The organism is Dolomitihabitans soli, assembly GCF_022213955.1.
Lineage (GTDB): Bacteria > Actinomycetota > Actinomycetes > Streptosporangiales > Streptosporangiaceae > Streptosporangium_A > Streptosporangium_A soli.
Genome location: NZ_JAKNTW010000018.1, coordinates 62633 through 84082, shown reverse-complemented (window position 1 = coordinate 84082; position 21450 = coordinate 62633). Strand labels below are relative to the sequence as shown.

General features: G+C 68.4%; 17 protein-coding genes and 1 pseudogene. 12 read left to right on the top strand and 6 right to left on the bottom strand.

Annotation, left to right across the window (positions count from 1 at the left end; all coding sequences use genetic code 11):
* Window positions 1-118 precede the first annotated feature (118 nt).
* Window positions 119-736: an LUD domain-containing protein gene (locus tag MBA17_RS29225; RefSeq protein ID WP_274386132.1), complete on the bottom strand. Its 618-nt coding sequence runs from the start codon at window positions 734-736 to the stop codon at window positions 119-121.
* Window positions 737-909: 173 nt separating this feature from the next.
* Here MBA17_RS29225 and sigJ point away from each other — a divergent pair, with 173 nt between their 5' ends.
* On the top strand, window positions 910-1833 hold the full coding sequence (gene sigJ / locus MBA17_RS29220; protein WP_238499826.1) for an RNA polymerase sigma factor SigJ: 924 nt from the start codon (window positions 910-912) through the stop codon (window positions 1831-1833).
* 73 nt (window positions 1834-1906) lie between these two features.
* On the opposite strand, the gene MBA17_RS29215 is transcribed toward sigJ, so the two are convergent.
* Window positions 1907-2419, bottom strand: coding sequence for a hypothetical protein (locus tag MBA17_RS29215; RefSeq protein WP_455432885.1), 513 nt, complete (start codon window positions 2417-2419; stop codon window positions 1907-1909).
* Between the two features lie 585 nt (window positions 2420-3004).
* On the opposite strand from MBA17_RS29215, the gene MBA17_RS29210 reads away from it, so the two are divergent.
* The 5 genes from MBA17_RS29210 to MBA17_RS29190 all read left to right on the top strand — a co-directional run bounded on the left by MBA17_RS29210 (window position 3005) and on the right by MBA17_RS29190 (window position 8829).
* Complete coding sequence (locus MBA17_RS29210; protein ID WP_238499824.1) at window positions 3005-3220, top strand: hypothetical protein; 216 nt, start codon at window positions 3005-3007, stop codon at window positions 3218-3220.
* Window positions 3221-3227: 7 nt separating this feature from the next.
* Window positions 3228-3680: a VOC family protein gene (locus MBA17_RS29205; protein WP_238499823.1), complete on the top strand. Its 453-nt coding sequence runs from the start codon at window positions 3228-3230 to the stop codon at window positions 3678-3680.
* A gap of 615 nt (window positions 3681-4295) precedes the next feature.
* Window positions 4296-6191: a ligand-binding sensor domain-containing protein gene (locus tag MBA17_RS29200; RefSeq protein ID WP_238499822.1), complete on the top strand. Its 1896-nt coding sequence runs from the start codon at window positions 4296-4298 to the stop codon at window positions 6189-6191.
* A 33-nt stretch (window positions 6192-6224) separates the two neighbouring features.
* Window positions 6225-6422: a hypothetical protein gene (locus tag MBA17_RS29195; RefSeq protein ID WP_238499821.1), complete on the top strand. Its 198-nt coding sequence runs from the start codon at window positions 6225-6227 to the stop codon at window positions 6420-6422.
* 421 nt (window positions 6423-6843) lie between these two features.
* On the top strand, window positions 6844-8829 hold the full coding sequence (locus tag MBA17_RS29190; RefSeq protein ID WP_238499820.1) for a PP2C family protein-serine/threonine phosphatase: 1986 nt from the start codon (window positions 6844-6846) through the stop codon (window positions 8827-8829).
* Between the two features lie 422 nt (window positions 8830-9251).
* Here MBA17_RS29190 and MBA17_RS29185 read toward each other — a convergent pair whose 3' ends face one another.
* Window positions 9252-10094 (bottom strand): LysR family transcriptional regulator, encoded by an 843-nt coding sequence (locus MBA17_RS29185; protein WP_238499819.1) that lies wholly within the window; start codon window positions 10092-10094, stop codon window positions 9252-9254.
* A gap of 76 nt (window positions 10095-10170) precedes the next feature.
* Here MBA17_RS29185 and MBA17_RS29180 point away from each other — a divergent pair, with 76 nt between their 5' ends.
* Together MBA17_RS29180 and MBA17_RS29175 are read left to right on the top strand one after the other, a co-directional pair.
* Window positions 10171-10881 (top strand): CTP synthase C-terminal region-related (seleno)protein, encoded by a 711-nt coding sequence (locus MBA17_RS29180; RefSeq protein WP_238499818.1) that lies wholly within the window; start codon window positions 10171-10173, stop codon window positions 10879-10881.
* 1339 nt (window positions 10882-12220) lie between these two features.
* Window positions 12221-14656: a penicillin acylase family protein gene (locus tag MBA17_RS29175; RefSeq protein ID WP_238499817.1), complete on the top strand. Its 2436-nt coding sequence runs from the start codon at window positions 12221-12223 to the stop codon at window positions 14654-14656.
* Window positions 14657-14990: 334 nt separating this feature from the next.
* On the opposite strand, the pseudogene MBA17_RS50595 reads toward MBA17_RS29175, so the two are convergent.
* A pseudogene (locus tag MBA17_RS50595) lies at window positions 14991-15092 on the bottom strand (lantibiotic dehydratase); the annotation flags it as partial.
* Between the two features lie 163 nt (window positions 15093-15255).
* On the opposite strand from MBA17_RS50595, the gene MBA17_RS29165 reads away from it, so the two are divergent.
* On the top strand, window positions 15256-16209 hold the full coding sequence (locus MBA17_RS29165) for an aldo/keto reductase (protein ID WP_455432875.1): 954 nt from the start codon (window positions 15256-15258) through the stop codon (window positions 16207-16209).
* Here the strand turns inward: MBA17_RS29165 and MBA17_RS29160 are convergent.
* Complete coding sequence (locus tag MBA17_RS29160) at window positions 16181-16495, bottom strand: epoxide hydrolase N-terminal domain-containing protein (protein WP_455432884.1); 315 nt, start codon at window positions 16493-16495, stop codon at window positions 16181-16183. The genes MBA17_RS29165 and MBA17_RS29160 overlap by 29 nt on opposite strands.
* A gap of 196 nt (window positions 16496-16691) precedes the next feature.
* Window positions 16692-17363 carry a tetratricopeptide repeat protein gene (locus MBA17_RS29155; RefSeq protein ID WP_238499814.1) on the bottom strand — a complete coding sequence of 224 codons (672 nt, stop codon included), beginning with the start codon at window positions 17361-17363 and terminating at the stop codon, window positions 16692-16694.
* Window positions 17364-17807: 444 nt separating this feature from the next.
* Here MBA17_RS29155 and MBA17_RS29150 point away from each other — a divergent pair, with 444 nt between their 5' ends.
* The 3 genes from MBA17_RS29150 to MBA17_RS29140 are packed head-to-tail and all read left to right on the top strand — an operon-like array spanning window position 17808 to window position 21404.
* Window positions 17808-20033 (top strand): xanthine dehydrogenase family protein molybdopterin-binding subunit, encoded by a 2226-nt coding sequence (locus tag MBA17_RS29150; protein ID WP_238499813.1) that lies wholly within the window; start codon window positions 17808-17810, stop codon window positions 20031-20033.
* An 11-nt stretch (window positions 20034-20044) separates the two neighbouring features.
* Window positions 20045-20536, top strand: coding sequence for a (2Fe-2S)-binding protein (locus MBA17_RS29145; protein ID WP_238499812.1), 492 nt, complete (start codon window positions 20045-20047; stop codon window positions 20534-20536).
* Between the two features lie 16 nt (window positions 20537-20552).
* Window positions 20553-21404, top strand: a complete 852-nt coding sequence (locus tag MBA17_RS29140) for an SAM-dependent methyltransferase (RefSeq protein ID WP_238499811.1) — start codon at window positions 20553-20555, stop codon at window positions 21402-21404.
* Window positions 21405-21450 lie beyond the last annotated feature (46 nt).

Sequence of the window (21450 nt, the reverse complement as noted above, 5' to 3'; positions counted from 1 at the left end):
TAGCGTCTCCATACGTCAGAGGCCTGCCGCAGGGATCGTTGGGTCGGCGGTGGGGGGCAGGTGTGGCTGGGATCACGTGGATGTCTGCGTGCCGGACCAGCTGAGGAACGCCGGTGGTTCAGAATCCGATGGTTTCACGGAGCAGCAGGACGGTGCCGCGCCCCGGATAGGGCTCCGCGTTGAGGATGAGAAGGCGGTTGAGAGCACTGGGCTTGCCGTACGCCCTCATGGCACGGTCGTTTTCCAGCGGAAGGCAGTGCTCTTCGACGCGGCGCAGCGCGGCGGGAAGGTCGGCCACCACCTTCTGCGCCCCCACGATCCAGATCGCATGGGCGGCGGCGCCGGCGTAGCCGGGCAGCTGGCTTCCGGTGGCCGAGGCGACCACGAGCGAGCCGGTTTCGGTGACTGCGGCGACACTGCCCACGATGACGTCGGGGGTGGACATCAGCCGCCAGATCTCGCGCAGCTGGGTGGCGCGGTCCATGGCCAGGCCGCGTGGCTTGACGGCGTCGTAGCGCCCGCCGGCGTTGATGTCCTCCTCGATGCCGGACAGGCGGAGGGTCTCGCTGGCCCCGGTGAACACGCTGGCGCCCTCGGGTATCAGCTCTTGGACGCGGGTACGCGCGGCGGCGGCGTCATCGAGGATTTCCACGGTGAAACCGTGTCCTGTCAGCGCAGCGGCCGCCCGCTCCAGGCCCTGTGCCGGTGCCGGACCGGCGAACGGTGATGTCGGCATTGAGGTAGTCATGATGTCTCTGAGTTTCCTGTTCGCTGGATGATGATGTGTTCGTCTCGGCAGTACGACGACACAAACCCGCGGAATGTCAGGCGACGCGCCGACCTCACAGGTCGGCGCGCTATCTCGTCGAACAGGTGAGGGCAGAAGCGACCTAGGGAGCCATCGACACCATGACCACCCGATCCGAGTCAGGACACGGCCTGAGTGCGATCATGAGCGAGCGGCGCCAGCTGATCAATTTCGCCTACCGGCTCCTCGGCTCCCTGGCCGAGGCCGAGGATGTCGTGCAGGAGACCTACGCCCGCTGGTACGCCATGTCCCGGCAGCAGCAGGACGTCATCGAGTCCCCCGGCGCCTGGCTGACGAGGGTCGCCGGGCGCATCTGCCTGGATGTGCTCGGCTCGGCGCGCGCGAGGCGGGAGCGGTATGTGGGGGAGTGGATCCCCGAGCCGCTGCCCGAGCGTACGGAGTGGATCAGCGCGCGACCGGGCGGTGCGACGGTCGACCCGGCCGACTGGGTCACCCTGGACGAGTCGGTCAACATGGCCTTCCTGGTCGTGCTCGAATCGATGACCCCGGCCGAACGCGTCGCATTCATCCTGCACGATGTCTTCTGCCACTCCTTCGCCGAAGTGGCCGAGATCGTCGGCCGGACTCCGGCGGCATGCCGCCAGCTGGCCTCCTCGGCCCGCCGCCGCATTCGCGAATCGCAGAGCCCTGCGAGTCCGACAGCCCAGCAGGCCCGCATCGTCCGGGGCTTCAAGCAGGCATGGGAGGCCAAGGACATCGACGCCCTGATCGGCCTGCTCGACCCCGACGCCATGGCGATCGCCGACGGCGGCGGCCTCGCCATCACCTTCCTGCGCCCCATCGAGGGCGGCGAGCAGATCGCGCGCGCCTGGGTCGAGATCGCCGAGCGGAGGCCCGGCAACATGACGTTCCTGGAGCGTACGGTCAACGGTCAGCCCGGTCTGGTGGCTCAGCAGGACGGCGTCACCGTGACGGTGTTCGCGTTCGAGGTCGCGGGCGATCGAATCAAGCACATCTGGGCGGTACGCAACCCCGAGAAACTCCGTCGCTGGACGACGGGCTGAGGCGCGTCTCCATGCCGGCGACCTCCCAGCGGATCACCGCGCGGGCAGGCCGCCCAGCCTCCACCGTCAGCGATCAGATCGGAGCGGAGATGAGCCTGGCCAGGCTCGGGGGTCCAGGGAAGACGCCCTGGCCCGGAGTGAGGATTCCGTCGGGGTCGTAGCGTTCATGGGCCGCCTCGAAGGCGGCCCATGCGGGGCCGTAGTGGGTGCGCCACTCCTCAGGCGTGGTGGGTATGGAGCCGACCGGGTACTGGTAACCCCCGACGGCTTGGGCGCGCAGGTAGAGGGAGCGGTTGGCCTCCACCATGTCCTGCGGGCTCTCGGCTCCGTGCGAGGCGGTTCTGAGCAGTGTGAAGAGGAAGACCGTCTCCTCGTCGGGCATGCGCAGCAAGGGCAGGTGCAGGCGGGCGCGGGGGAAGGGATAGAGCAGGACCACGCCGCTGGCGCCGACCTCGGTCTCGGCCAGGTCCTTGATGGCGGCCTCCACGAAGGCGTCGGTGCGGCTCGCGGGCAGGAATATGTTCCACCAGGGGTGCGGGCGGTACCGACACGGCGCCGGGCTCCAGCACGGCCCCGGGGGTCCGATGGACCAGGTGCCCGAAGTCGTCGGCTGCCTGGCCGCGCGAGGCGGGATCGGTCACCACCTTGCCCTTCAGCGGCGGCAGGTCGACCATCCCCTGAGACTGGGCGGCGTCGGTGACCCACGTGCGCGTGGACGGGTCGAAGCCGACCACGGTCGCCCCCTCCGTGAGGAACGCCCGTCTCCACGGATGCCACGTCATATCCGATCCTTTCGCAGCGCGGTCACGTCGCGTCGATAATCGCCGACGGCACCCGGCGACGCTACCCGCACGAAACCGGATGACAGCTACAAAAGGGTTACTACGGCGCTTCGGGCCTCGACGGGCGAGCCGTGGGCAGGCGAGCATCATCGGGGCAGGATGGCAACCTCATCCGCCCCTCCACGGTTCCGCCCGGTTCGGTGCACCTCGCAGGTCTGAATGCCAGCGGCGTGGGCCTCTGCAACAGCAGACGGCTGCTATTGGCCAAAACGCGGAGGATTCACGGGTATGCCATGACCGCAATCAGGACAGATACGTCCATAACGGTCGCTACCTGGCGCGCCGTCCATGTTGTCCCATCTGACCGCGCCGACGATTGTTGTCACGCCATGGCACAGGGAACGCGGCTACGCGACCCCTTACAGGATCATCTGCTCACTCCCGACACCTCGATGATCATCCTCATCGACAGCACCGATCACGCCCTGGATGTCGACGACCTGCAGGACACCTACGAGGCCGCCGCCGAGCTCGCCCACTGGGACCGGGCCGCCCTGGAGGCCGACCCCGCCCGCTGGGCGCACAAAGCGCACCACAACCTGTGATGAGGGGATGAGCATGGTCGACCGCAAACAGCTGCCCGCGCCCGTCGAGGGGCTCGTGGTCACGCACTTCCTGACCGTCCGGGACGTGGCCCGCTCGCGCGCGTTCTACGCGGACGTCCTGGGCGGCGAGGTCGTCCTTGAAGAGAACCCGGCGATCGTGAAGGTCGCCAACACGTGGATCATCATGAACCCCGGCGGCGGCCCCACCCCGGACAAACCGGACGTCACGCTGCGGGCGCCCGAGCCCGGCGACCCGGCGACCGCGTTCATGAACGTCCGTGTCGCCGACATCGCCGCCTTCCACGCGCACGCAACGTCGCTCGGCGCCCGGTTCCTCACCGAGCCGATCGACCGCAAGGTCGAGATCCGCTGCTACATGCGCGACCCGGACGGGCACCTCATCGAGGTCGGCCAGGCCACCGGCATGCTGCACGGCGTCTACGCCGACCCGCCCGCCTGACCCCGTCAGGCCGGGGACGGGCGCGAGCGGCGTATGCCGAGATCAGCAGATCATCCTTGCAGGTGCGCCTGTCGAGAATCACATCCATGCAGTTCAAGCGGCATGTGAGTACTCGTGGAGGACTCCACCGAGCCGGTCTCGTTGGCGTATTTTCAGGTCGACGATTCGCTCGAGATCGATGATCGGATCAGGGACGGCACGCAGCGGGGCCGCTTGAGCCAAGGCTTGATGGGCTCGGTGCTGGTTGTAGAACTCCTCGTACTCGCGCAGGGGCGTGACACAGGTGGCGTTCGTTCCACAGTAAGCAGCGGTCCAGAAGCTCCTGGCGGCACGACTGCACCCATCGTTCCATGATCGAGTTCACTTCGCCCCCTCAGCCACCCTGTGATCTCTCAGCGAGGGGAGAACTGTGGCCCGTGGTTGGCCACCGCGTCGCAGAAGGCCAGTTCTGCGTGGGTGAGTGGCGGGTCGAAGCGCTCGCCGCGCCGGGCGTCCGCGGAGATCCGGCAGGGGCTCGCCGCATGCCGCCAACGCTACCCCCCTTGCTCATTTCTGCTCATTCATGATACGAATTGCGCAAATATCGGCCCGGTCCGTAATTCAGAGGAACCCGTTATGCCGTTTAACGCACTAGTCGCGGTCGCCGTGGCGGTCGGTATGATCACCGCTCCCGCGATCGACGACTTAGGTCCCGCCTCCTCCGTGACGTCGATCAGCGCGGCCGAGTTCGTGGGTGACACGCTGTATCTGGGGACAGGCGGCATCACGCCGACCCAGATGGGCGCCTATGACCCCGCGCAGCGCAGGGTCACCTCGATCACCGCGTTGCCATCCGGTGGAGGCACCTGGGCGACCGCCGCCGTCGGCACCGACCTGTATGTCGGCACCTACACGCCAGGTCACATCCACAAGGTCGACACCACGACAGGCACTGCGGTGAAGGTGGCCGATCTCAAGCCGGATAACTTCATCTGGTCACTCGACGCCTCCTCCGACGGGAAGATCTACGCCGGGACGTATCCGGGCGGGCGAGTCGTGGAGTACGACCCGGCCACGGGCGGTACCAAGGACTTCGGTCAGGCCGCCGCCGGTGAGCAGTACGTGCGCAGCATCGCGGTGGACGACTCCACGATCTACGCGGGCGTCGGCGCCAAGGCCCATCTGGTCGCGATCGACCGCGCCACGGGGGCCAAGAAGGAGATCCTGCCGCCCGCGCTGGCCGACCGCACGTTCGTCGGCACTCTGGCGCTGGAGAACGGTCTCCTCGCCGCCGGTCTGTCGGCGACGGGTGACCTGCTGCTCATGGAGACGGCAGATCCGTCGAAGCACACGCTGGTGGACGCGCCCGGCGACTCCTACATCACGGCGATCAGCATCGACGCGGCCAACAACGACGTCTACTTCGGCGCCAGGCCGTCGGGGACGCTCTACCGCTATGGCCGTGACACGGCCGCGCTGGAGAAGCTGGCCGTGCCGTACGACGGAGCATATTTCAACCGCATCTTCATCCGCGACGGAAAGGTCATCGGGGCGCTGACCAGCCAGGTCGTCGAGTATGACCTCGCCACGCGCGAGCTCACCGGCGTGGATCTCACCGAGGCGGGCATGCCGCCGGCGCCGGAACTGCCGATGGCGATCACAGCGACCAAGGACAAGGTACTGGTCAGCGGCAAGGCCGGGATCCAGGTGCATGATCTGGCGACCGGGACGAGCAAGCGTACGTTCCTGCCGGGCGAGGCCAAGGTCATGACCCCGATCCGCGACCAGGTGTATCTGTCGGTCTACACGCTCGCCTACCTGTTCAAGATGCGGCCGGACGGCTCCGACCTGACCCGCTTGACCCGCGTCGGCGAGGCGCAGAACCGTCCGCTCGACGCGCACTACGACCGGCTCTCCGGGAAGCTTCTGGTGGGCACTCAGCCGGAGTACGGCCTGCACGGCGGCGCGCTCGCCCTCTACGACCCGCGCAGGGAAAAGATCGAGACGTTCCGCGACGTCATCCCCAACCAGTCCATCCGCTCGATCACCAGCCTGGCGGGCACCGCCTACCTCGGCAGCGAGATCCAGGGCGGCCTCGGCACCACGCCGATCGAGAAGGAGGCCAAGCTCGCGGCCTTCAGCCTGCTCACCAAGAAGGTCAGCTGGACGGTCACCCCGGTTCCCGGCGCCACGCGGATCTCCGATCTGGTGCCGTTCCACGGCAAGGTGTACGGCATCGCCTCCACAGGTGTGGCCTTCGAGTTCGACCCGTTGCGCAAGAAGGTCACCCGCACGGTCCAGGTACCGATCCACAGCTCAGGAACGGGCACGCTGATCTCGGCGGGCGACCGCCTGTATGGCGCGGACGGCAAGCAGATCTATCGCCTGGACGCGCGCACGATGACGGTCTCGACGGTCGTCGACGGGCTGGCCGGCGAGGACTTCGGTAACCAGCCGCTGCTGGCAGCCTCGCCGGACGGGAGCACGCTGTACACGCTGCGCCAGCGCAACCTCGTCCGCATCAAACTCTAAGCGGATCACCAAGCGCTTGCTACGCTCCGGCGTATGATCTCCACGATGGTCTGGGGTACCGGCAACATGGGCCGAGCGGCCATCCGCGCGGTCCCAGCCCACCCGGCGCTGGAGCTGGCAAGCGTGCTCGTGCACGATCCAGCCAAGGTCGCCCGCGATGCGGGCGATCTTGGCGACCTCGGCCGTGACCTGGGGGTCGCGGCCACGGACGACGTCGGTGCTGAGCAGTGATCTCCACAGTGCGGTGCCGATGAAGGTGCCGCGCACCGCGACGCGTGCCGAGGTGGAGCGCGTCTTCGAGTAGAGCGTTGGCGAGGAACAGCGGCGATGTCGCCCTACCTCCCCAGTTCCCTTGATGCACATCAGCGGATTATTTTGGGTTGTATGAAGTGGATTGCACTCTTGTCAGGCTTCTTGTCCGATAACCGGGTGTGCAGTGGCGGGACAACGAGGTAGTGCCTCGATTCCGGGCGCGGCGATCAAGTCGTCTCGCCTGGATGATCTGCTGATTGAAGCCGTGTTCAGTGTGGGAGCTCATTTCGGCATCGTGTATGTCCTGGACGAAAGCCGCGAGCTGCTGCAGATGGAGACGACGATAGGTCTGCCCGCCGCCCTCGCCCGAACCTGGTCCCGGGTCAGAACGAACGATTGCGTGCCGGTTGCGGTATCGGTGCGCGAGCGGCGGCTGATCTGGCTCAGCGACCGGGTGGCCCTGGCCCGCGAATTCCCGGCGGCGGCGCTGGCGTTGCCGTACCACTTCGCGGTGGCCGCCTCGCCGGTCTGCTCCGGCGGCGACGTGTGGGGCGGGTTCGTCCTGGGGTGGCCCACGGGAGGCGAATCCGGGCTCACCCGGCGCCAGCTTGACGTCATCGACGACAGCTGTGCGAGGATGGGCCGCCTGCTCCGCCGGGCGAGCGAGCAGGGCCGGCCGATCACCCCAGGGCCGCGGCCTCGGATCCTGGATCCGGTTCACGCTCACCGGCCAGGTCCGTACGCCGGCCTGACAGCACTGACGTGCCTCAACTGCCTGCCCGAGGGCTACTGCCACCTGGACGCGCAGGCGCGGGTGACTCTCGTTACCGCGCCCGCCGCGGAGCTGCTGGATGCGAAACCGTCCGAGATCGTCGGCCGGCGGCTGTGCAAGGCTTTGCCCTGGCTGGACGACCCGATCTACGAAGACCGCTACCGGGCCGCGATCGTCAGCCACCAGGCCACGCAGTTCACCGCCCGCCATCCCGACGGGCGGCAGCTGTCGTTTGAGTGCTACCCGAGCCTGCCCGGCATCACCATCCGGATCACCCCCACCACCACGTCCGAGACTCCCGCCGACGATCCCGGCCTGCGTCCGCGGGTGATCGGGCTGCACGACATGCTGCACCTGACGACCTACCTGGCACGGGCGATGACCGCGCAGGACGTGGTCGACCTGGTGGCCGATCACGTCATGCCGGTGTGCGACGCTCAGGCCATGGCCATCCTCACCTGGGAGAGCGGCCGGATGCGCGTACTCGCCTCGCGCGGCTACAGCCGCTGGGGCCTGGAAGGGTTCAATGGCCGCCCGGTGGTCCACGCGGTCCGCGGGGCGCGCGGCTACGACCAGGGTAAAGCGGCGTTCTACGCCACCTGGGAGGAGTTTCGCCGGACCTACCCCGACGCCGTCAACATCGACAATATGGGCGCCTGGGTGCTCCTGCCGCTGGTCGCGTCAGGCCGGTCCGTCGGCACGTGCGTCCTGGCCTACGACCGTCCCCATCAGTTCAGCGACAGCGAGCAGGCCATGCTCACCGCACTCGGCGGTCTGATCACTCAGGCGTTCGAACGCGCCTGGCTCTACGACAACAAGCACCAGCTCGCCCAATCCCTGCAGACGAGCCTGCTGCCGCGGGACCTCCCCGAGATTCCCGGCCTGGACGTGGCCGCCCGGTATCTGCCCGCCACCCCCGGCATAGAGCTCGGCGGCGACTTCTACGACCTGATCCGCCTCAGCGACACCGAAGCCGCGGCCGTCATCGGAGATGTGGAAGGTCACGACATGGCCACCGCCGCGCTCATGGGCCAGGTACGTACCGCCATCCGCGCCCACGCCACCGCCGGCGCCGACCCGGGCGAGGTGCTGACGCACACCAACCGGCTGCTCACCGAGCTCGCCCCGGACCGCTTCACGAGTTGCCTGTACGTCAGCTTCGACCTGCGCCGGCGCACCGCCAACCTGGCCAGCGCGGGGCACCTGCCGCCGGTCCTCGGCCTCCCCAGCGGTCCGGCCGAGATCATCGACACCCCTTCCGGTCTGCTGCTCGGCATAGACTCCGACGCCGAGTACGTCGCCACGGACCTGAACGTGCCGCCCGGCGCGGTCATGGCCCTCTACACCGACGGCCTCATCGAGAAACCCGGGCTCGATCTGGGCGACGCCATCGCCGCCCTGGCCGCCCGATTCACTCCCGCGCCCAGCCAGCCCCTGCACCGCCTGGCAGCCTCGCTCATCGGACCGGCCACGAACCAGCAGCGCACGGACGACACCGCCCTTCTCTTGCTGCGAAGCACCCCGGCGCCCGCCAGCGACTCGCGACGACCGCCAGTTCGACGAACCTCCAAGCGCCGGCACGCCAATTCTCCCGAGGGGACAGAACTTCCGTGAAGTAAGCGGGTGCAGATCGCGCGGGCCGTGCAGGACCGCCACCTTCCGGAGCATTCTCGACCGCCATACCTTGCCGCCGGGCGGCGGCTTCAGGTCCTCGGCGGTGACCACACCGGGGATCTGTGCGGGCAGGCGGGCGGCCTCGGACACCGACAGGCTGAACGCCATGGGCGGCGCGGTGTCGGCTGCGGCACCCGACCAGGTGTGGCCGGCCGCTCGCGCAGGGGAGCTCTAGCTCGCAGGCGGCGACCAAGCGCTGGGATGGCGGGTCATGGCGGTTGGTCCCTACGCCGAAGATCGCCAGGGCCCGTAAACCAGCTCATCCCAGTCACCTCTGCGCCGGCCGAGCGCACCGTCAGGCGTAGTGATCCTGCTCCTGCTCGCGAAGACGGTGTGGCCGATCACCGTCCCTGGCGCGATTTCTAACGGAGATGCTCGGTGACGGCCTGGGCCATACCCGGCGCGAGAGGACCGTACAGCATCTCCACCCGGTGCACCACGCGCGGCGCGGTCAGCGGCACTCCGGCCGCCACCGACGAGGGCAGCAAGGTCAGGCCGTGTCCGGCGGCGGCGAGGTTCAGGAGGGTGTGCATGTCTTCGCCGCCGTAGCGGAATCCGACACGGAACCCGTCCATACCCGCCACCTCGCGCAACCGCTCCACCGACACGGCGGTAGGGGCCTGCAGCCACAGCGCGTCGGCCAGGTCGGCCAGCGCGAGCCCGCGCCTGCGAGACAACGGGTGATCGCCGGGCAGGACCACCACCAACTCCTCCTCCGCCACGCCGACGGCGGTCAGCGGTCCCACGTCCGGCAGGCGCAGCGGGTCGCTGGGCGCGGCGATCCCGTCGACGAACCCGAGGTCGGCGGCGCCGGAGGCGACCTGCTGGGCGACGTTCTCACGTCCGGCTGTGCGAAGCGTCACCGCCAGCCGCTCCTGCGCCAGGCTCCGGGCGATCGCCGGAGTGCACGCCAGCGGGGAGGCCACCACGGTCAGCCGCTCGATCGGGCCGGCGGCGGCGCGCAGGACGTCGGCGCGGGCGGCTCGATGGCGTAGCAACAGCGGACCGGCGTGTTCCAGCAGGCGTTCCCCCGCCGGGGTGGGCGTCACCGGGCGGCGGTGCAACAGAGCCAGCCCCAGGTCCGCCTCCAGCACGGCGATCTGCTGGGACACCGCCGACTGGGTGTAGCCGAGATCCTCAGCCGCGGCGGAGAAGGACCCCCGGTGAACGACGGTCACGAACGTGCGCAGCAGATGTGGATCCACGATGCATCAGTATCGCTTATCAAGCCAGTAAGAATCATCGTTGGTGCTTACCTGGGAGTTCCGGTGAGGATGAGGCATGACGATCGCAAGAGTCGCCCTGATCGGCGACAGATCCCCGAGTGTCCAGGCCCATGTGCGCATCCCGTCGATCCTCGGGGCGCTGCGCGAGCGCGACGGGTTGACGCTGGACGCCTACTGGATCCCCACAACCGAGGCTCAGGACTTGGAAGGGTTCGACGGCATCTGGATGCTGCCCGGCAGCCCCTATCGCAGCGAGGCAGGCGCAGTGAACGCCGCCCGATTTGCCCGCGAGCGTGGTATCCCGTTCCTGGGCACCTGCGGCGGCTTCCAGCACACCTTGCTGGAATACGCGCGCAACGTCCTCGGCCTGCCGGTCGCGCACGCCGAGAACGACCCGGGTGCCGATGACTTCCTGCTGCTGCCGCTGGCGTGCTCGCTCGCTGGCCATGAGGATGAAGTCCTGCTGGCGCCCGGCTCGCTGATCGAGAGGATCATCGGCGCAGGCAGGAGCGTGGAGAAGTACTCCTGCAGCTTCGGACTCAACCTCGCCTACCTGTCCGTGCTGGAAGAGGGTGGCCTGATCTTCACCGGCCGTGACAGTGCCGGAGCCGTACGAGTGCTCGAGCTGCCCGGTCACCCATTCTTCCTGGCCACGCTATTCCAGCCCGAGCTGGCAGGGGACGGCAGTCGGCCGCACCCGATCATCACCGCGTTCGCCTCTGCCTCTGTGGCGCTGGCCGCCTCGGGAGTCCCGACCTCGCTCTAGCGGCCCGTCACGCAGCCTCGGCCGGGTAACGGGTAACAGGTCCATGATCGCGGCGACGACGACGATGCCGAACCCTGCCGCGACGCCGACGACGACCTGCGCCGGGGCGGGCAGGGCCAGCGCGCCCAGGGCGGTGGTGTGGGTGAGCACCAGGGCGCCGGCCATGACTACCATCAGGACCGCCAGCACCTTGTACAGAGTGGCGGTGCGCATCCGTACCGCCCAGGCACCGCGCCGACTGGCCCAGACTCGGGGCCCCGGGCAGAAGCACCATGGTGGGCGGGCCGGAAACTGGCTCAACGACAACGTTTCGATGCTGGCCGCGTGGCCTGGTCGAACAGTCAGGGGATGAGGATCGGCCGGACGGCGGTGCCTGAGGCGGGCCGTTCGAGCGCGACTTTCACGTCGTTGAGCGGGAAAGTCTCGCCGAGCAGTTGATCGACGGGTAGCGAGCCTGCTCGCCACAATGTGAGATAGCGGGGAATATCCCGTTGTGGCACGGAGTCGCCCAGGTAGCCGCCCAGCAGCGTGGTCAGGATGCGGCCGGCGAAGCGGGGCAGCGGGCCGGCAGGCAGCGTGCGCAGGTAGGGGTCCTGTGGTCGTGCCGGTCGAGGCTGCTGCCGACTGACGCAGCGGAGGCGAGGTGGCTGTGATCACGCATGAGCGCCTCCTTGGGCGATGGCGAACGCTGACGTCCGATGCGGTGGGATGGCGTCGGCGGCGCCGCACCCGCTTATCCGCCGACCGCCGGATTTTCCTGGCCTTCCGCGGGCCGCGATCCCGGGAAGCTTGTCCCCCTGGACATGCGAAAAGCCCCGGACCGGATGGTCGCGAGGCCTGGATTTCGCTGGGCATGGATCGCCCAAGGAGGCCAGGTTATCCACAGGGTTTCGACCTGGTCAAAATGACAGCCCTACGATTCCGGGCGAGGCCTATGTGACGTTTGGGTCTGGCGAGGGCTACGAGCAGTCCTTCTGTGTGGGAAGGACCGCCTTACGCACTGGAGATTCGCGCCGTTAGCCAAAGCTCAGCAGAGCTTTCTGGTCAGGTCCCATTCGGGCGGACCTATCGAGCAACACTCCAGGTCGAGCAGCAGCACCACCGCGCCATCATCGATGGACACCACGTTTCCGACCCACGCGTCTCGGCGTACCCCACGAACCATCCCCGCGAGCGGGGGCCGACCTGCGCGTACGGAGTGACCGAATAGTCGGCGAGGGACCATCCGGCGGAGCGTGAGCCAACCGGCGTTCCCACCTCCGGCACGCTGCCCGACGCTGTAGCACAACCATGACACGGTGATCACGGCGCGCGGAAACAGTCCGGCCACGGTGAACGCGTGCGTATTCGTTCCTTACTTCTCGTCACCGCCGTCATTGCCACCGTCTGCACGACGGTCACCGGCATCGCCACCGCCACGCCGGCCAAGGAGAACCAGCTGCTCGACGCTTCGGGCCGGGGACTGGCGGCCGACATCCGCTACACGGAGCACGGCATACCGCATATCAAGGCGGACAACTTCGCGGGACTCGGCTACGGCTTCGGGTTCGCCACGGCCAAGGACAACATCTGCGCGCTGGCCGGCACCTACCTTACGGTCGGTGCGCAGCGATCTCGCTATCTCGGCCCTGACGCGCCACCCGGCGATGTCTTAGCACCGGCGTCCTCCAACCTCGCCGGCGACCTGTTCTACCAACAGATCAACGACTCCCGAGTGATCGACCGGGCCTTGGCCGCCGGCCCGCCGTACGGGCCGGGAACCGAGGCGCGCGAGCTCATTCGAGGCTACGTCGCCGGGTACAACCGGTTCCTGCGCGAGACCGGGGTGCGCAACATCTCCGATCCCGCCTGCCGTGGCGCCGACTGGGTGCGGCCGATCTCGGAGATGGACGTGTACCGGCACTTCCACGCCCTGATGGCGCTGGACGCCCGGATCCCCGGGAAGATCGGCGCGATCGTGTCGGCGCAGCCTCCGGGCGCCTCGGCGGCAACGGTCGCGCCGCGGATGCCCGCCGATGCCACCGACCGGGTGCGCCCGGCCTTGGACACCGGGGCCACCGGGGCCACTGCGGACATGGGCAGCAACGCGATCGCCATCGGCTCGGCCGGTACGGCGAACCGGCGCGGGCTCATGCTCGGAAACCCGCACTTCCCCTGGCAGGGCGCCCTGCGCCTCTGGCAGTCCCAGCTGACCGTGCCCGGACGGCTCGACGTCAGCGGGGCCGGCCTGCTGGGCATGCCGATGGTCCAGATCGGATTCAACCGCGACGTGGCGTGGAGTCACACCGTGTCGACGGTGACTACGTTCGGCCTCTACGAGGTGCGGTTGGTTCCCGGGGACCCGACGACCTATCTGGTGGACGGCAAGCCGGAGCGGATGACCAGCCGGCGGGTAGCGGTGCAGGTGCGCAACGCCGACGGGTCGATCTCCACCGTCGAGCGGACGCTGTACTCGACTCGGTACGGGCCGGTGATGTCGCCGGTCCGCGGGCTTCCGTTGGCGTGGACGGCAACCAGCGCGTACACGATACGCGATGCCAACGAGGGCAACCTGCGCGGCCTGAACACCTGGCTCGGGCTGGGACAGGCGCGCGACACCCGGGAGATCGTCGACGTGCTGTCCCGGACCCAGGGCGTGCCGTGGGTCAACACGATCGCCACCGATCAGGCCGGCCGGGCCCTGTACACCGACATCCAGGTCGTTCCACACATCACCGACGAGCTGGCAGGGCGCTGCAACACGCCGCTCGGGCAGACGGTCTTCCCGCGCACCGGGGTGGCCGTGTTGGACGGATCCCGGGCCGACTGCGCCTGGGGCAACGATCCGGACGCCCTGGTGCCGGGGATCTTCGGTCCGCGCCGGATGCCAGCGCTGACCCGGTCGGACTACGTGGAGAACTCCAACGACAGCGCCTGGCTGACCAACCCGCGCCAGCCGATCACCGACTACCCGCGGATCATGGGCGACATCGGCACCGAGCGGAGTCCGCGTACCCGCATGGGGATCACGCAGATCGAGGAGCAGCTGGCGCGCGGCCGGTTCACCCGCGAGACGATGCAGGACCTGCTGTTCTCCAACCGCAGTTGGGTCGGCGAGCGGGCGGCCGCGGATGTTGCCGCCATGTGCGCGGCCTTCCCCGGCGGCCAGGCGCCGACCTCCACCGGTGACACCGTGCCCGTCGGGCCGGCCTGCTCCGCACTCTCCGACTGGGACCGCCGGATGACCGTGGGCAGCGGCGGTGGGCTGCTGTTCGACCGGTTCGTGCAGCATCTCGGCCGCCGGCCGGACGTCTGGCGGGTGCCGTTCGACCCGGCCGATCCGGTCAATACACCGAACACTGTGGACACGTCCAAGCCGTTGGTGCGGACCGCCCTGGGCGACGCCATCGCCGAGCTGCGGGCGGCCGGGATCGCCCCGGACGCGCCGCTCGGCGAGCACCACTATGTGGTGCGCAACGGCCGCAAACTCGCCATGCCCGGCGGGGACTCGCTCCAGGGCGTGCTAAACATGATCACCCCGGTCTGGGATCCCGCCCGCGGCAACCCCGAGGTGGCGAGCGGATCCAGCCACATGCAGGTGGTGTCGTTCACCGGCGGTCCCTGCCCGGACGCGACAACGCTGCTCAGTTACTCGCAGTCCAGCGACCCGAACTCGGTCCACTTCGCCGACCAGACTGCGCTGTTCTCGGCAAGCCGATGGGTACGATCTCGCTTTTGCGAGCACGACATCCTGTCCTCGCCCGAGCTGAGGGTGGTGCGGCTCCGGGAGCGCTGATCAGGTGCCGGCAAGGTCGTCGTCCGCAACGGCAAGGGCGAGACCTCCCGCGAAGCCCCCTGCTGGACGCCCCCGTGCGCGAGGCCGTCAAGGACTGCAAGACCGAACGCGCCCACCGGACCGGCGGCGACAGCCCGGCGCTGTTCCTCAACCGCCACTGCGGCGGCCGGCTGTCGGCTGGCGCGCTGCAGGCGGGTGCGCAGCAGGAGCCGGTGAAGACCTTGGCCGAGATCCACCGGCTGCCGCCGATCGCCGTCAACCAGGGCAACGGGCTCGGGCACCTGCCACCGGTCCGCCATGCGTGGAGACCCTTCTCCCATTCGGCCCTCGAAGCGCCGCGTCGGGGTAGGCCGGCGGCTGGGAGAAGCCACCGTGCTGCGGCAAGAATGGTCCGCCGGTAGCGGGCTCGGGGAAGGTAGGGCAGGTTGGCGCCCACCGCTGCACACGCCGATTTGACCTGGTGTGCACTCCAGGATGCAGGCTGCCTTCATGCACCACCTGATTCCTGCCGACCCCAACGCAACAACACGCGGTGCGATGCCGGGAGCATGTCACACCGGCGTGGACCGCGGTCCACGCCCACAGGAAAGAGAGCAAGTGTGGTAAGTGCAGCCGTCACGCGGGCCAGGGTGTTGTACGGGTGCATGGGGTTGGGGGGCTCCTGGGATGCCGCACCCTATGGGGCATCCGACATCGCCGCGGCCGAGACGGCGATCAGCGCGGCGCTCGACAGTGGCATCACCGAGTTCGACCACGCCGACATCTACCGGCTCGGCAAGTCCGAAGCGGTCTTCGGAGAGGTGCTGGCCCGTGCGCCGGACCTGCGCAAGAAGATCATTGTGCAGACCAAGTGCGGCATCCGCCTGGCGCAGGATGATCGGCCCGGCCTGTACGATCTGCGCAGCTCGAGCATCGAACAGCGCGTCCACGAGAGCCTCGCCCGGCTGCGCACCGACGTGATCGATGTGCTGCTCCTGCACCGGCCCGATCCACTGGCCGACCCCGAAGACGTGGCCGAGGCCCTGTCGTCGCTGCACCGCCAAGGCCTCGTGCGGCGCTTCGGAGTGTCCAACATGGGCGCCGCCCAGATCGCCGCCCTCCAGGCTCACCTGGATCTGCCCCTGGAGTTCAACCAGATCGAGATGAGCCTGCATCGGCGCGACTGGGTCGAGGCGGGTGTCCTGGTGAACACCTCGCAGGCGGCGGCCTGTGGCTTCCCGCTCGGGACACTCGAATACTGCCGGGCCCACGGCATCACCCTGCAGGCCTGGGGCGCCCTGGCTCAGGGCCGTTTCACCGGCCGCCAGCAAACCCCCGCCGAGCACTCCACTGCCGAACTCATCGCGCGGCTGGCCGAAGCCAAGAACACGACACCCGCCACGGTCGCGCTGTGGTGGCTGCAACGCCATCCGGTCGGAATCGTGCCGATCATCGGCAGTACCCGCCCCGAACTGATCCGCGCCTGCGCCGACGCCGTCCAGCGCGAACCCGACCTCACCCACACCGAGTGGTACGAGTTGTGGATCAGCGCCCGCGGCGCTCCGCTCCCCTGACCCGACCCGTACGGCAAGCGTTACGTCGAGACCCGTGGCCATGCGTGATCAACAGTGGGATCGCGTCGTCGCGTTCGGACCTGACGTGCGGGAAGTGAATGCGCTGGCCGTCGATCTCTGTGATGAACTGGGGGAACCGATTCAACCGCGCCTCAGCCGCTCGCCAGTCATACCCTGTGCACCAGTACTCGGCCAGCGCTCTAACCATCTTCAGCGGGATGCCCTGGCTCCACTCGTGTCCAGGATGGTCACCGCCTGCCAACGCGACGGCTGAGTGTCGCGCCATGAGAGCCGCATCGTTCTGGGGCCGCGCGCCGGCCTGCTCGGCCATGGCGGGCCCATGGATCAGAGCGTGCGCCAGGCCGAACCGCTGGTGCACGCCATCGCCGGCGTCACCGGCCTCATGACACAGGCCTACGGCCTGGTCGGCACACAAGCGCTCGTGTCATCGAAGGTTGAGCGGCTCAGGGCGCGCTCTGGGATCAGGGCTCGCCCTGATCGCCGGTCGGCGTCGCTATCTGGATACGCGCTTCCTCGACCTGGCGCATGATGCGTTCCGCACCGCAGGCCTCGGCGGTGACGTACGCCTCCCTCGCCAGTGCCAGCGCGTCGTCACGACGGCTCTGTGCAGCGGCGATGTAGATCAGCCCGACCTGATTGGCCGCGACACCGGCCAAGTGCCCGCTCTCCCGGCGCAGCCGCACCGCATTCTCCAAAAGCTCTCGCGCAGCATCCAACCGGCCCGCGGAATGCTCCGCTATCCCCAGATGCCGAAGCGCCTCAGACTGGGTAGCCCGGTCTCCGGCCTGCGTGGCCAAGTCGTATGACTGCTCAAGAAGGGGAACGGCTGTCCCGACATCACCACGTACGACCTGGTGAAAGCACCCCACCCAGAACAGCGACTCGGCTTCGCCCGTTGCATCACCGAGCAATCGATACAGCTGCGTCGCGCGCTCGAACAAGGCCAGCTCGAGCGGATCTTCGCGCCGTCCTTCCAGAAACCGCGCGTGCAGGATCCGGCCCCGAGCCAACGCAAGATCAGCCTCGACCTTGTCCAGTTCCCGGTCCGCTTCCGCCGGCACACCGACATCGCCGGTGTATACAGCGCGCTCGTATAAGAGCCTGGCCTGCTCGATACGTCCTTCAACACCCATCCCGCTCACCTCGTCTCAGTCCTCGATGGTCAGCACTGCTCCCCTGTCACGCCATTGACGACACCGTACGCCGGCAATCTTGACAGGATCGAGCTCCGCGACGAAGTCAGAACATGATCAAGGACGGTCGCGGCCCGCGGTCGTGGATTGGGTGCAGCACCACCGGGAGCCGCTCAAACATCGATGCCACGCGCTGGCGCTGGATGGGCCGGTCCTGGCCGACCGGACATGTTCTGCCCATCCAACCGGCTCTGGCGGCTACACGCGACCCGGTGATCGGTCACAGCACAAGATAGTCCCGACTGACGCTTCCGGGGACGATTTTCCCCGTTTCCGCAGCCTAAGAAGGCGGCGATCCCATTGCCGCTGTGGCCGTTCTCTCTTCAATCCGTGGCGGCGCGTGGCGTGCCGATGTAACGTATCCGATCTCTAAGAAGGGATCCGATGAGCAGCCCGACCCCGAACTCGGCCCGGCACGAGGACGGCGCGGTCGACCGGCGCCGCTTTCTGATGGTCCTGGTCGCCGCCCCTACCCTGACGCTCGCGCTCAGCGCGGAGACGATAGCCCCGGCGGACGCCAGCTCTAGCGCACCGCAACCCGCAGACATCGTGGACGCCGGCGACGCACTCATCCTTGCCGGAACCCCGACCGCGCACCTGATGATGGTCTTGGAGGTGACCGAGAACGGCGAGGTCCGCGCTGAGTTGCCCCGTGCCGAAGTCGGTCAGGGCATCACCACGGCGGTGGCGATGCTGGTCGCCGAGGAGCTGGACCTCCCGCTGCGTAAGGTGCGCGTCGAGCTCGCCGCCGCGCGGCCCGAGCTGGTGCTGAACCAGCTCACCGGTGGTTCCAACTCGGTCCGATCGCTCTACGATCCGGTGCGCAAGGCGGCCGCCGCCGCGCGGGCGCGCCTGGTCGCCGCGGCGGGCGAGTTGTGGGACGTGCCGTCCGTCCGGCTGGTCACCCGTGGCGGCATGGTGGTCGCGCCGGACGGGCGCAAGGCGACCTACGGCTCCCTCACGACCCGCGCGGCGAAACTTCCCCTGTCCCGTATCACCGCCAAGCCCAAGCCGGAGGCCGAGCACAAGCTGGTGGGCACCGCGACCTCGCGCGTGGACGCTCGCGCCATGGTCACGGGCCAGATGCGGTACGCGCTCGACCTTGATGTGCCGGGTGCCAAGCCGACGATGGTGCGGCGCCCGCCGACGATCAACGGCACGGTGCGGTCGATGAAGAACGAGGCTGCCGTCCGGGACATGCCCGGCGTGATCGACCTCGCCGTCATCCCGACCGGTGTCGCGGTCATGGGCGAGACGTTCGGTCAGGTGAGGGACGCCGTCGAGGCGCTCGACGTCACCTGGGGCGCCGGGACCGTCGACTCCCTGTCTGACGCGGGGATCCGCAAGCGCTTGCGCGCCGCCGTACTGCCGCCTGTGGTGCCGCGGTTGACCGGCTACGTTGAGGCGGAGTTCGACTTCGCGTTCGTCAGCCACGCACCGCTGGAGACCAACTGCGCGATCGCCGACGTACGGAAGGACCGGGCCGAGATCTGGGCCGGGCTGAAGTCGCCGATCCTCGCGCAGCAGGAGATCGCCGCAGCGCTCGGCCTGCCGCAGCGACAGGTCACCGTGCATGTGGCGCAGAGCGGTGGCTCGTTCGGCCGCAAGCTGTTCCCCGACGCCGCGATCGAGGCGGCGCGGATTTCCAAGGCGATGGGCAGACCGGTGAAGCTGATGTGGTCGCGGATCGACGACATGCGGCACGGCCGTACGCGTCCGGCGAGCCACCACAAGATCCGCGCTACCTACGCGGGCGGCAAGGTCCTGACCTACGAGCACAGGGTGGCCGCCGTGGAGACGGATTTCCGCCACGGTGTCGGCGAGATGCTCACCGCCGTCGCGACCAGGCTCCCGGTAGTCGGCAACATGAGTTTCGCGCAGGTGGTCTTTCATTTGAGCGTCAAGGTCCCCTACCGCTTCGGCGTCGTCACGGGGCTACTCAAAGAGGTGCCGCTGAAAATGCACACCGCGAGTTGGCGGTCGGTGTGGTCGGCCAACACCCGCGGCGCCGATGAGATCGTCGTCGACGAGCTGGCGAAGAAGATGCGCAAGGATCCCGTCGCGTTCCGCCGTGAGTCCCTCAAGACCGCCCGGCAGCGCGCGGTGCTCGACAAGGTGGCGGAGGAGGGGAACTGGGGCCGCGACATGCCGGAGGGCTTCGCCCAGGGCGTGGGGTTCCACGACGAGTACAAGTCCTGCACCGCCTGCTTGGTCGAGATCGACGCGCGGAATCCGAGGAAGCCGAGGGTGGTCAAAGCCGTCATCGCCGCCGACGTCGGCCGCCCGATCAACCCGCGCGGGGTGGAGGCGCAGCTGCTCGGCGGTCTGACCGACGCGATCTCCACCACCCTGCGCGCGGGCCTGCACATCGACAGGGGCCTGCCGCTGGAAGGCAGCTACTCGCAGTTCCACTACGCGCGGCAGAAGGATTCGCCGACCGACGTGCAGATCTTCATCATGCCCGCCAACGGCGAGCCGGGCGGCGCGGGCGAGCTCGGCTTGCCCGCAGCGGTCGGCGCCATCGCCAACGCCTACGCGCGGGCCACCGGCATCAGGCCGCGCAGCTTCCCGATCAACTTCGACGTCGACTTCACCCCCTTCCCTCGTTGAGGAGCCACGAGATGCCCCGCTACACCTTTTCGGTGAATGGGAGGACCGTCACTGTCAACGCGCCCGCCGATCTGCCACTGCTGTGGGTGCTGCGTGATCGGCTCGGCGTGACCGGCCCTAAGTACGGCTGCGGCATCGATGTCTGCAAGGCGTGCACCAGCCACCTCGACGGAAAGGCGATCAACCCGTGCGTTGTCCCGGTGTCCGAGGCCCAGGGCAGGGAGGTCACCACGATCGAGGGCCTGGCCGAGGGCGACAGGCTGCACCCGGTGCAAGAGGCGTGGCTTGAGCAGGACGTCGCGCAGTGCGGCTACTGCCAGCCAGGCCAGATCATGGCCGCCGTGGCGCTGCTGCGGGAGACCAGGAACCCCACTGACGCCCAGATCGACGCGATCGAGAACGTCTGCCGCTGCGGCACCTACTTCCGGATCCGGGAGGCGATCAAGAACGCGGCGGCGAAGATGCGGGCCGTCGACGGACCCGGCCTTCGGAAGAGATCATGACGAGATGATCGGTAAGGTGGGTGAGATCGTCTGTGCAAGGCTAGGAGTAGGCGTGACTGAGCAGGAACGAGCCCCAGCAGGGATTGATCCCACGGTGCCGAGCGTCGCCCGGATGTATGACTACTTGCTCGGCGGCAAGGACAACTTCGCCTCTGACCGCGAGGCCGCCGCGCGAATCCTGGAGATCTCGCCCAACGGGAAGGAGATCGCGCGAGACAACCGGGCGTTTCTTGGGCGCGCCGTACGCGCGGTCGCCGAGCTTGGGATCCGCCAGTTCCTTGACATCGGCACCGGCCTGCCGACCCAGGAAAACGTCCACCAGGTGGCGCGGCGCGCCGCTCCGGATTCCCGGGTGGTCTACGTCGACAACGATCCGATCGTGCTCACGCACGCCCGTGCCCTGCTGGCGACGACCCCGGACACCATCGTGGTGAATGGCGACATGCGTGATTCCAAGGCCATCCTCGATGACCCGGAGGTCACGCGACACCTCGACCTGCGGCGTCCTTTGGCTGTGCTCCTGGTCTCCGTGCTGCACTTCATCGCCGACGACGACGAGGCCTTCGGCATCGCCCGTGACATCCGCGAAGCCCTGCCCTCCGGAAGCCATCTGATCCTCTCCCACGTGACGGCGGGCGTGCTCGGCAGTGAGGACGTCGGCAAGGGCCGCGCGATCTACAAGGGGACCACGTCGGGGGGCCTGGCGCCACGCTCGCGCGAGCAGATCGCCGCCTTCTTCGAGGGCCTGGAGTTGTTGAAGCCGGGCTTGGTGGAGACGACCGCCTGGCGCGCCGATGGCCCTGCGGAGCTGTCGATCGACGGGCCGGCGGGAGCCGGGTTCCTCTGCGCCGTCGGGCGCGTCCCCTGACCGGGCGGCCCTCGGCGCAGGCTTCCCGATAAGCAATGCACCGCGG

Excerpts from the sequence above, each read along its gene's own strand:
- MBA17_RS29225 (WP_274386132.1), bottom strand. The coding sequence starts at position 736 with ATGCCGACATCACCGTTCGCCGGTCCGGCACCGGCACAGGGCCTGGAG.
- sigJ (WP_238499826.1), top strand. The coding sequence starts at position 910 with ATGACCACCCGATCCGAGTCAGGACACGGCCTGAGTGCGATCATGAGC.
- MBA17_RS29210 (WP_238499824.1), top strand. The coding sequence starts at position 3,005 with ATGGCACAGGGAACGCGGCTACGCGACCCCTTACAGGATCATCTGCTC.
- MBA17_RS29205 (WP_238499823.1), top strand. The coding sequence starts at position 3,228 with ATGAGCATGGTCGACCGCAAACAGCTGCCCGCGCCCGTCGAGGGGCTC.
- MBA17_RS29200 (WP_238499822.1), top strand. The coding sequence starts at position 4,296 with ATGCCGTTTAACGCACTAGTCGCGGTCGCCGTGGCGGTCGGTATGATC.
- MBA17_RS29195 (WP_238499821.1), top strand. The coding sequence starts at position 6,225 with ATGATCTCCACGATGGTCTGGGGTACCGGCAACATGGGCCGAGCGGCC.
- MBA17_RS29180 (WP_238499818.1), top strand. The coding sequence starts at position 10,171 with ATGACGATCGCAAGAGTCGCCCTGATCGGCGACAGATCCCCGAGTGTC.
- MBA17_RS29160 (WP_455432884.1), bottom strand. The coding sequence starts at position 16,495 with ATGGCGCGACACTCAGCCGTCGCGTTGGCAGGCGGTGACCATCCTGGA.
- MBA17_RS29155 (WP_238499814.1), bottom strand. The coding sequence starts at position 17,363 with ATGGGTGTTGAAGGACGTATCGAGCAGGCCAGGCTCTTATACGAGCGC.
- MBA17_RS29150 (WP_238499813.1), top strand. The coding sequence starts at position 17,808 with ATGAGCAGCCCGACCCCGAACTCGGCCCGGCACGAGGACGGCGCGGTC.
- MBA17_RS29145 (WP_238499812.1), top strand. The coding sequence starts at position 20,045 with ATGCCCCGCTACACCTTTTCGGTGAATGGGAGGACCGTCACTGTCAAC.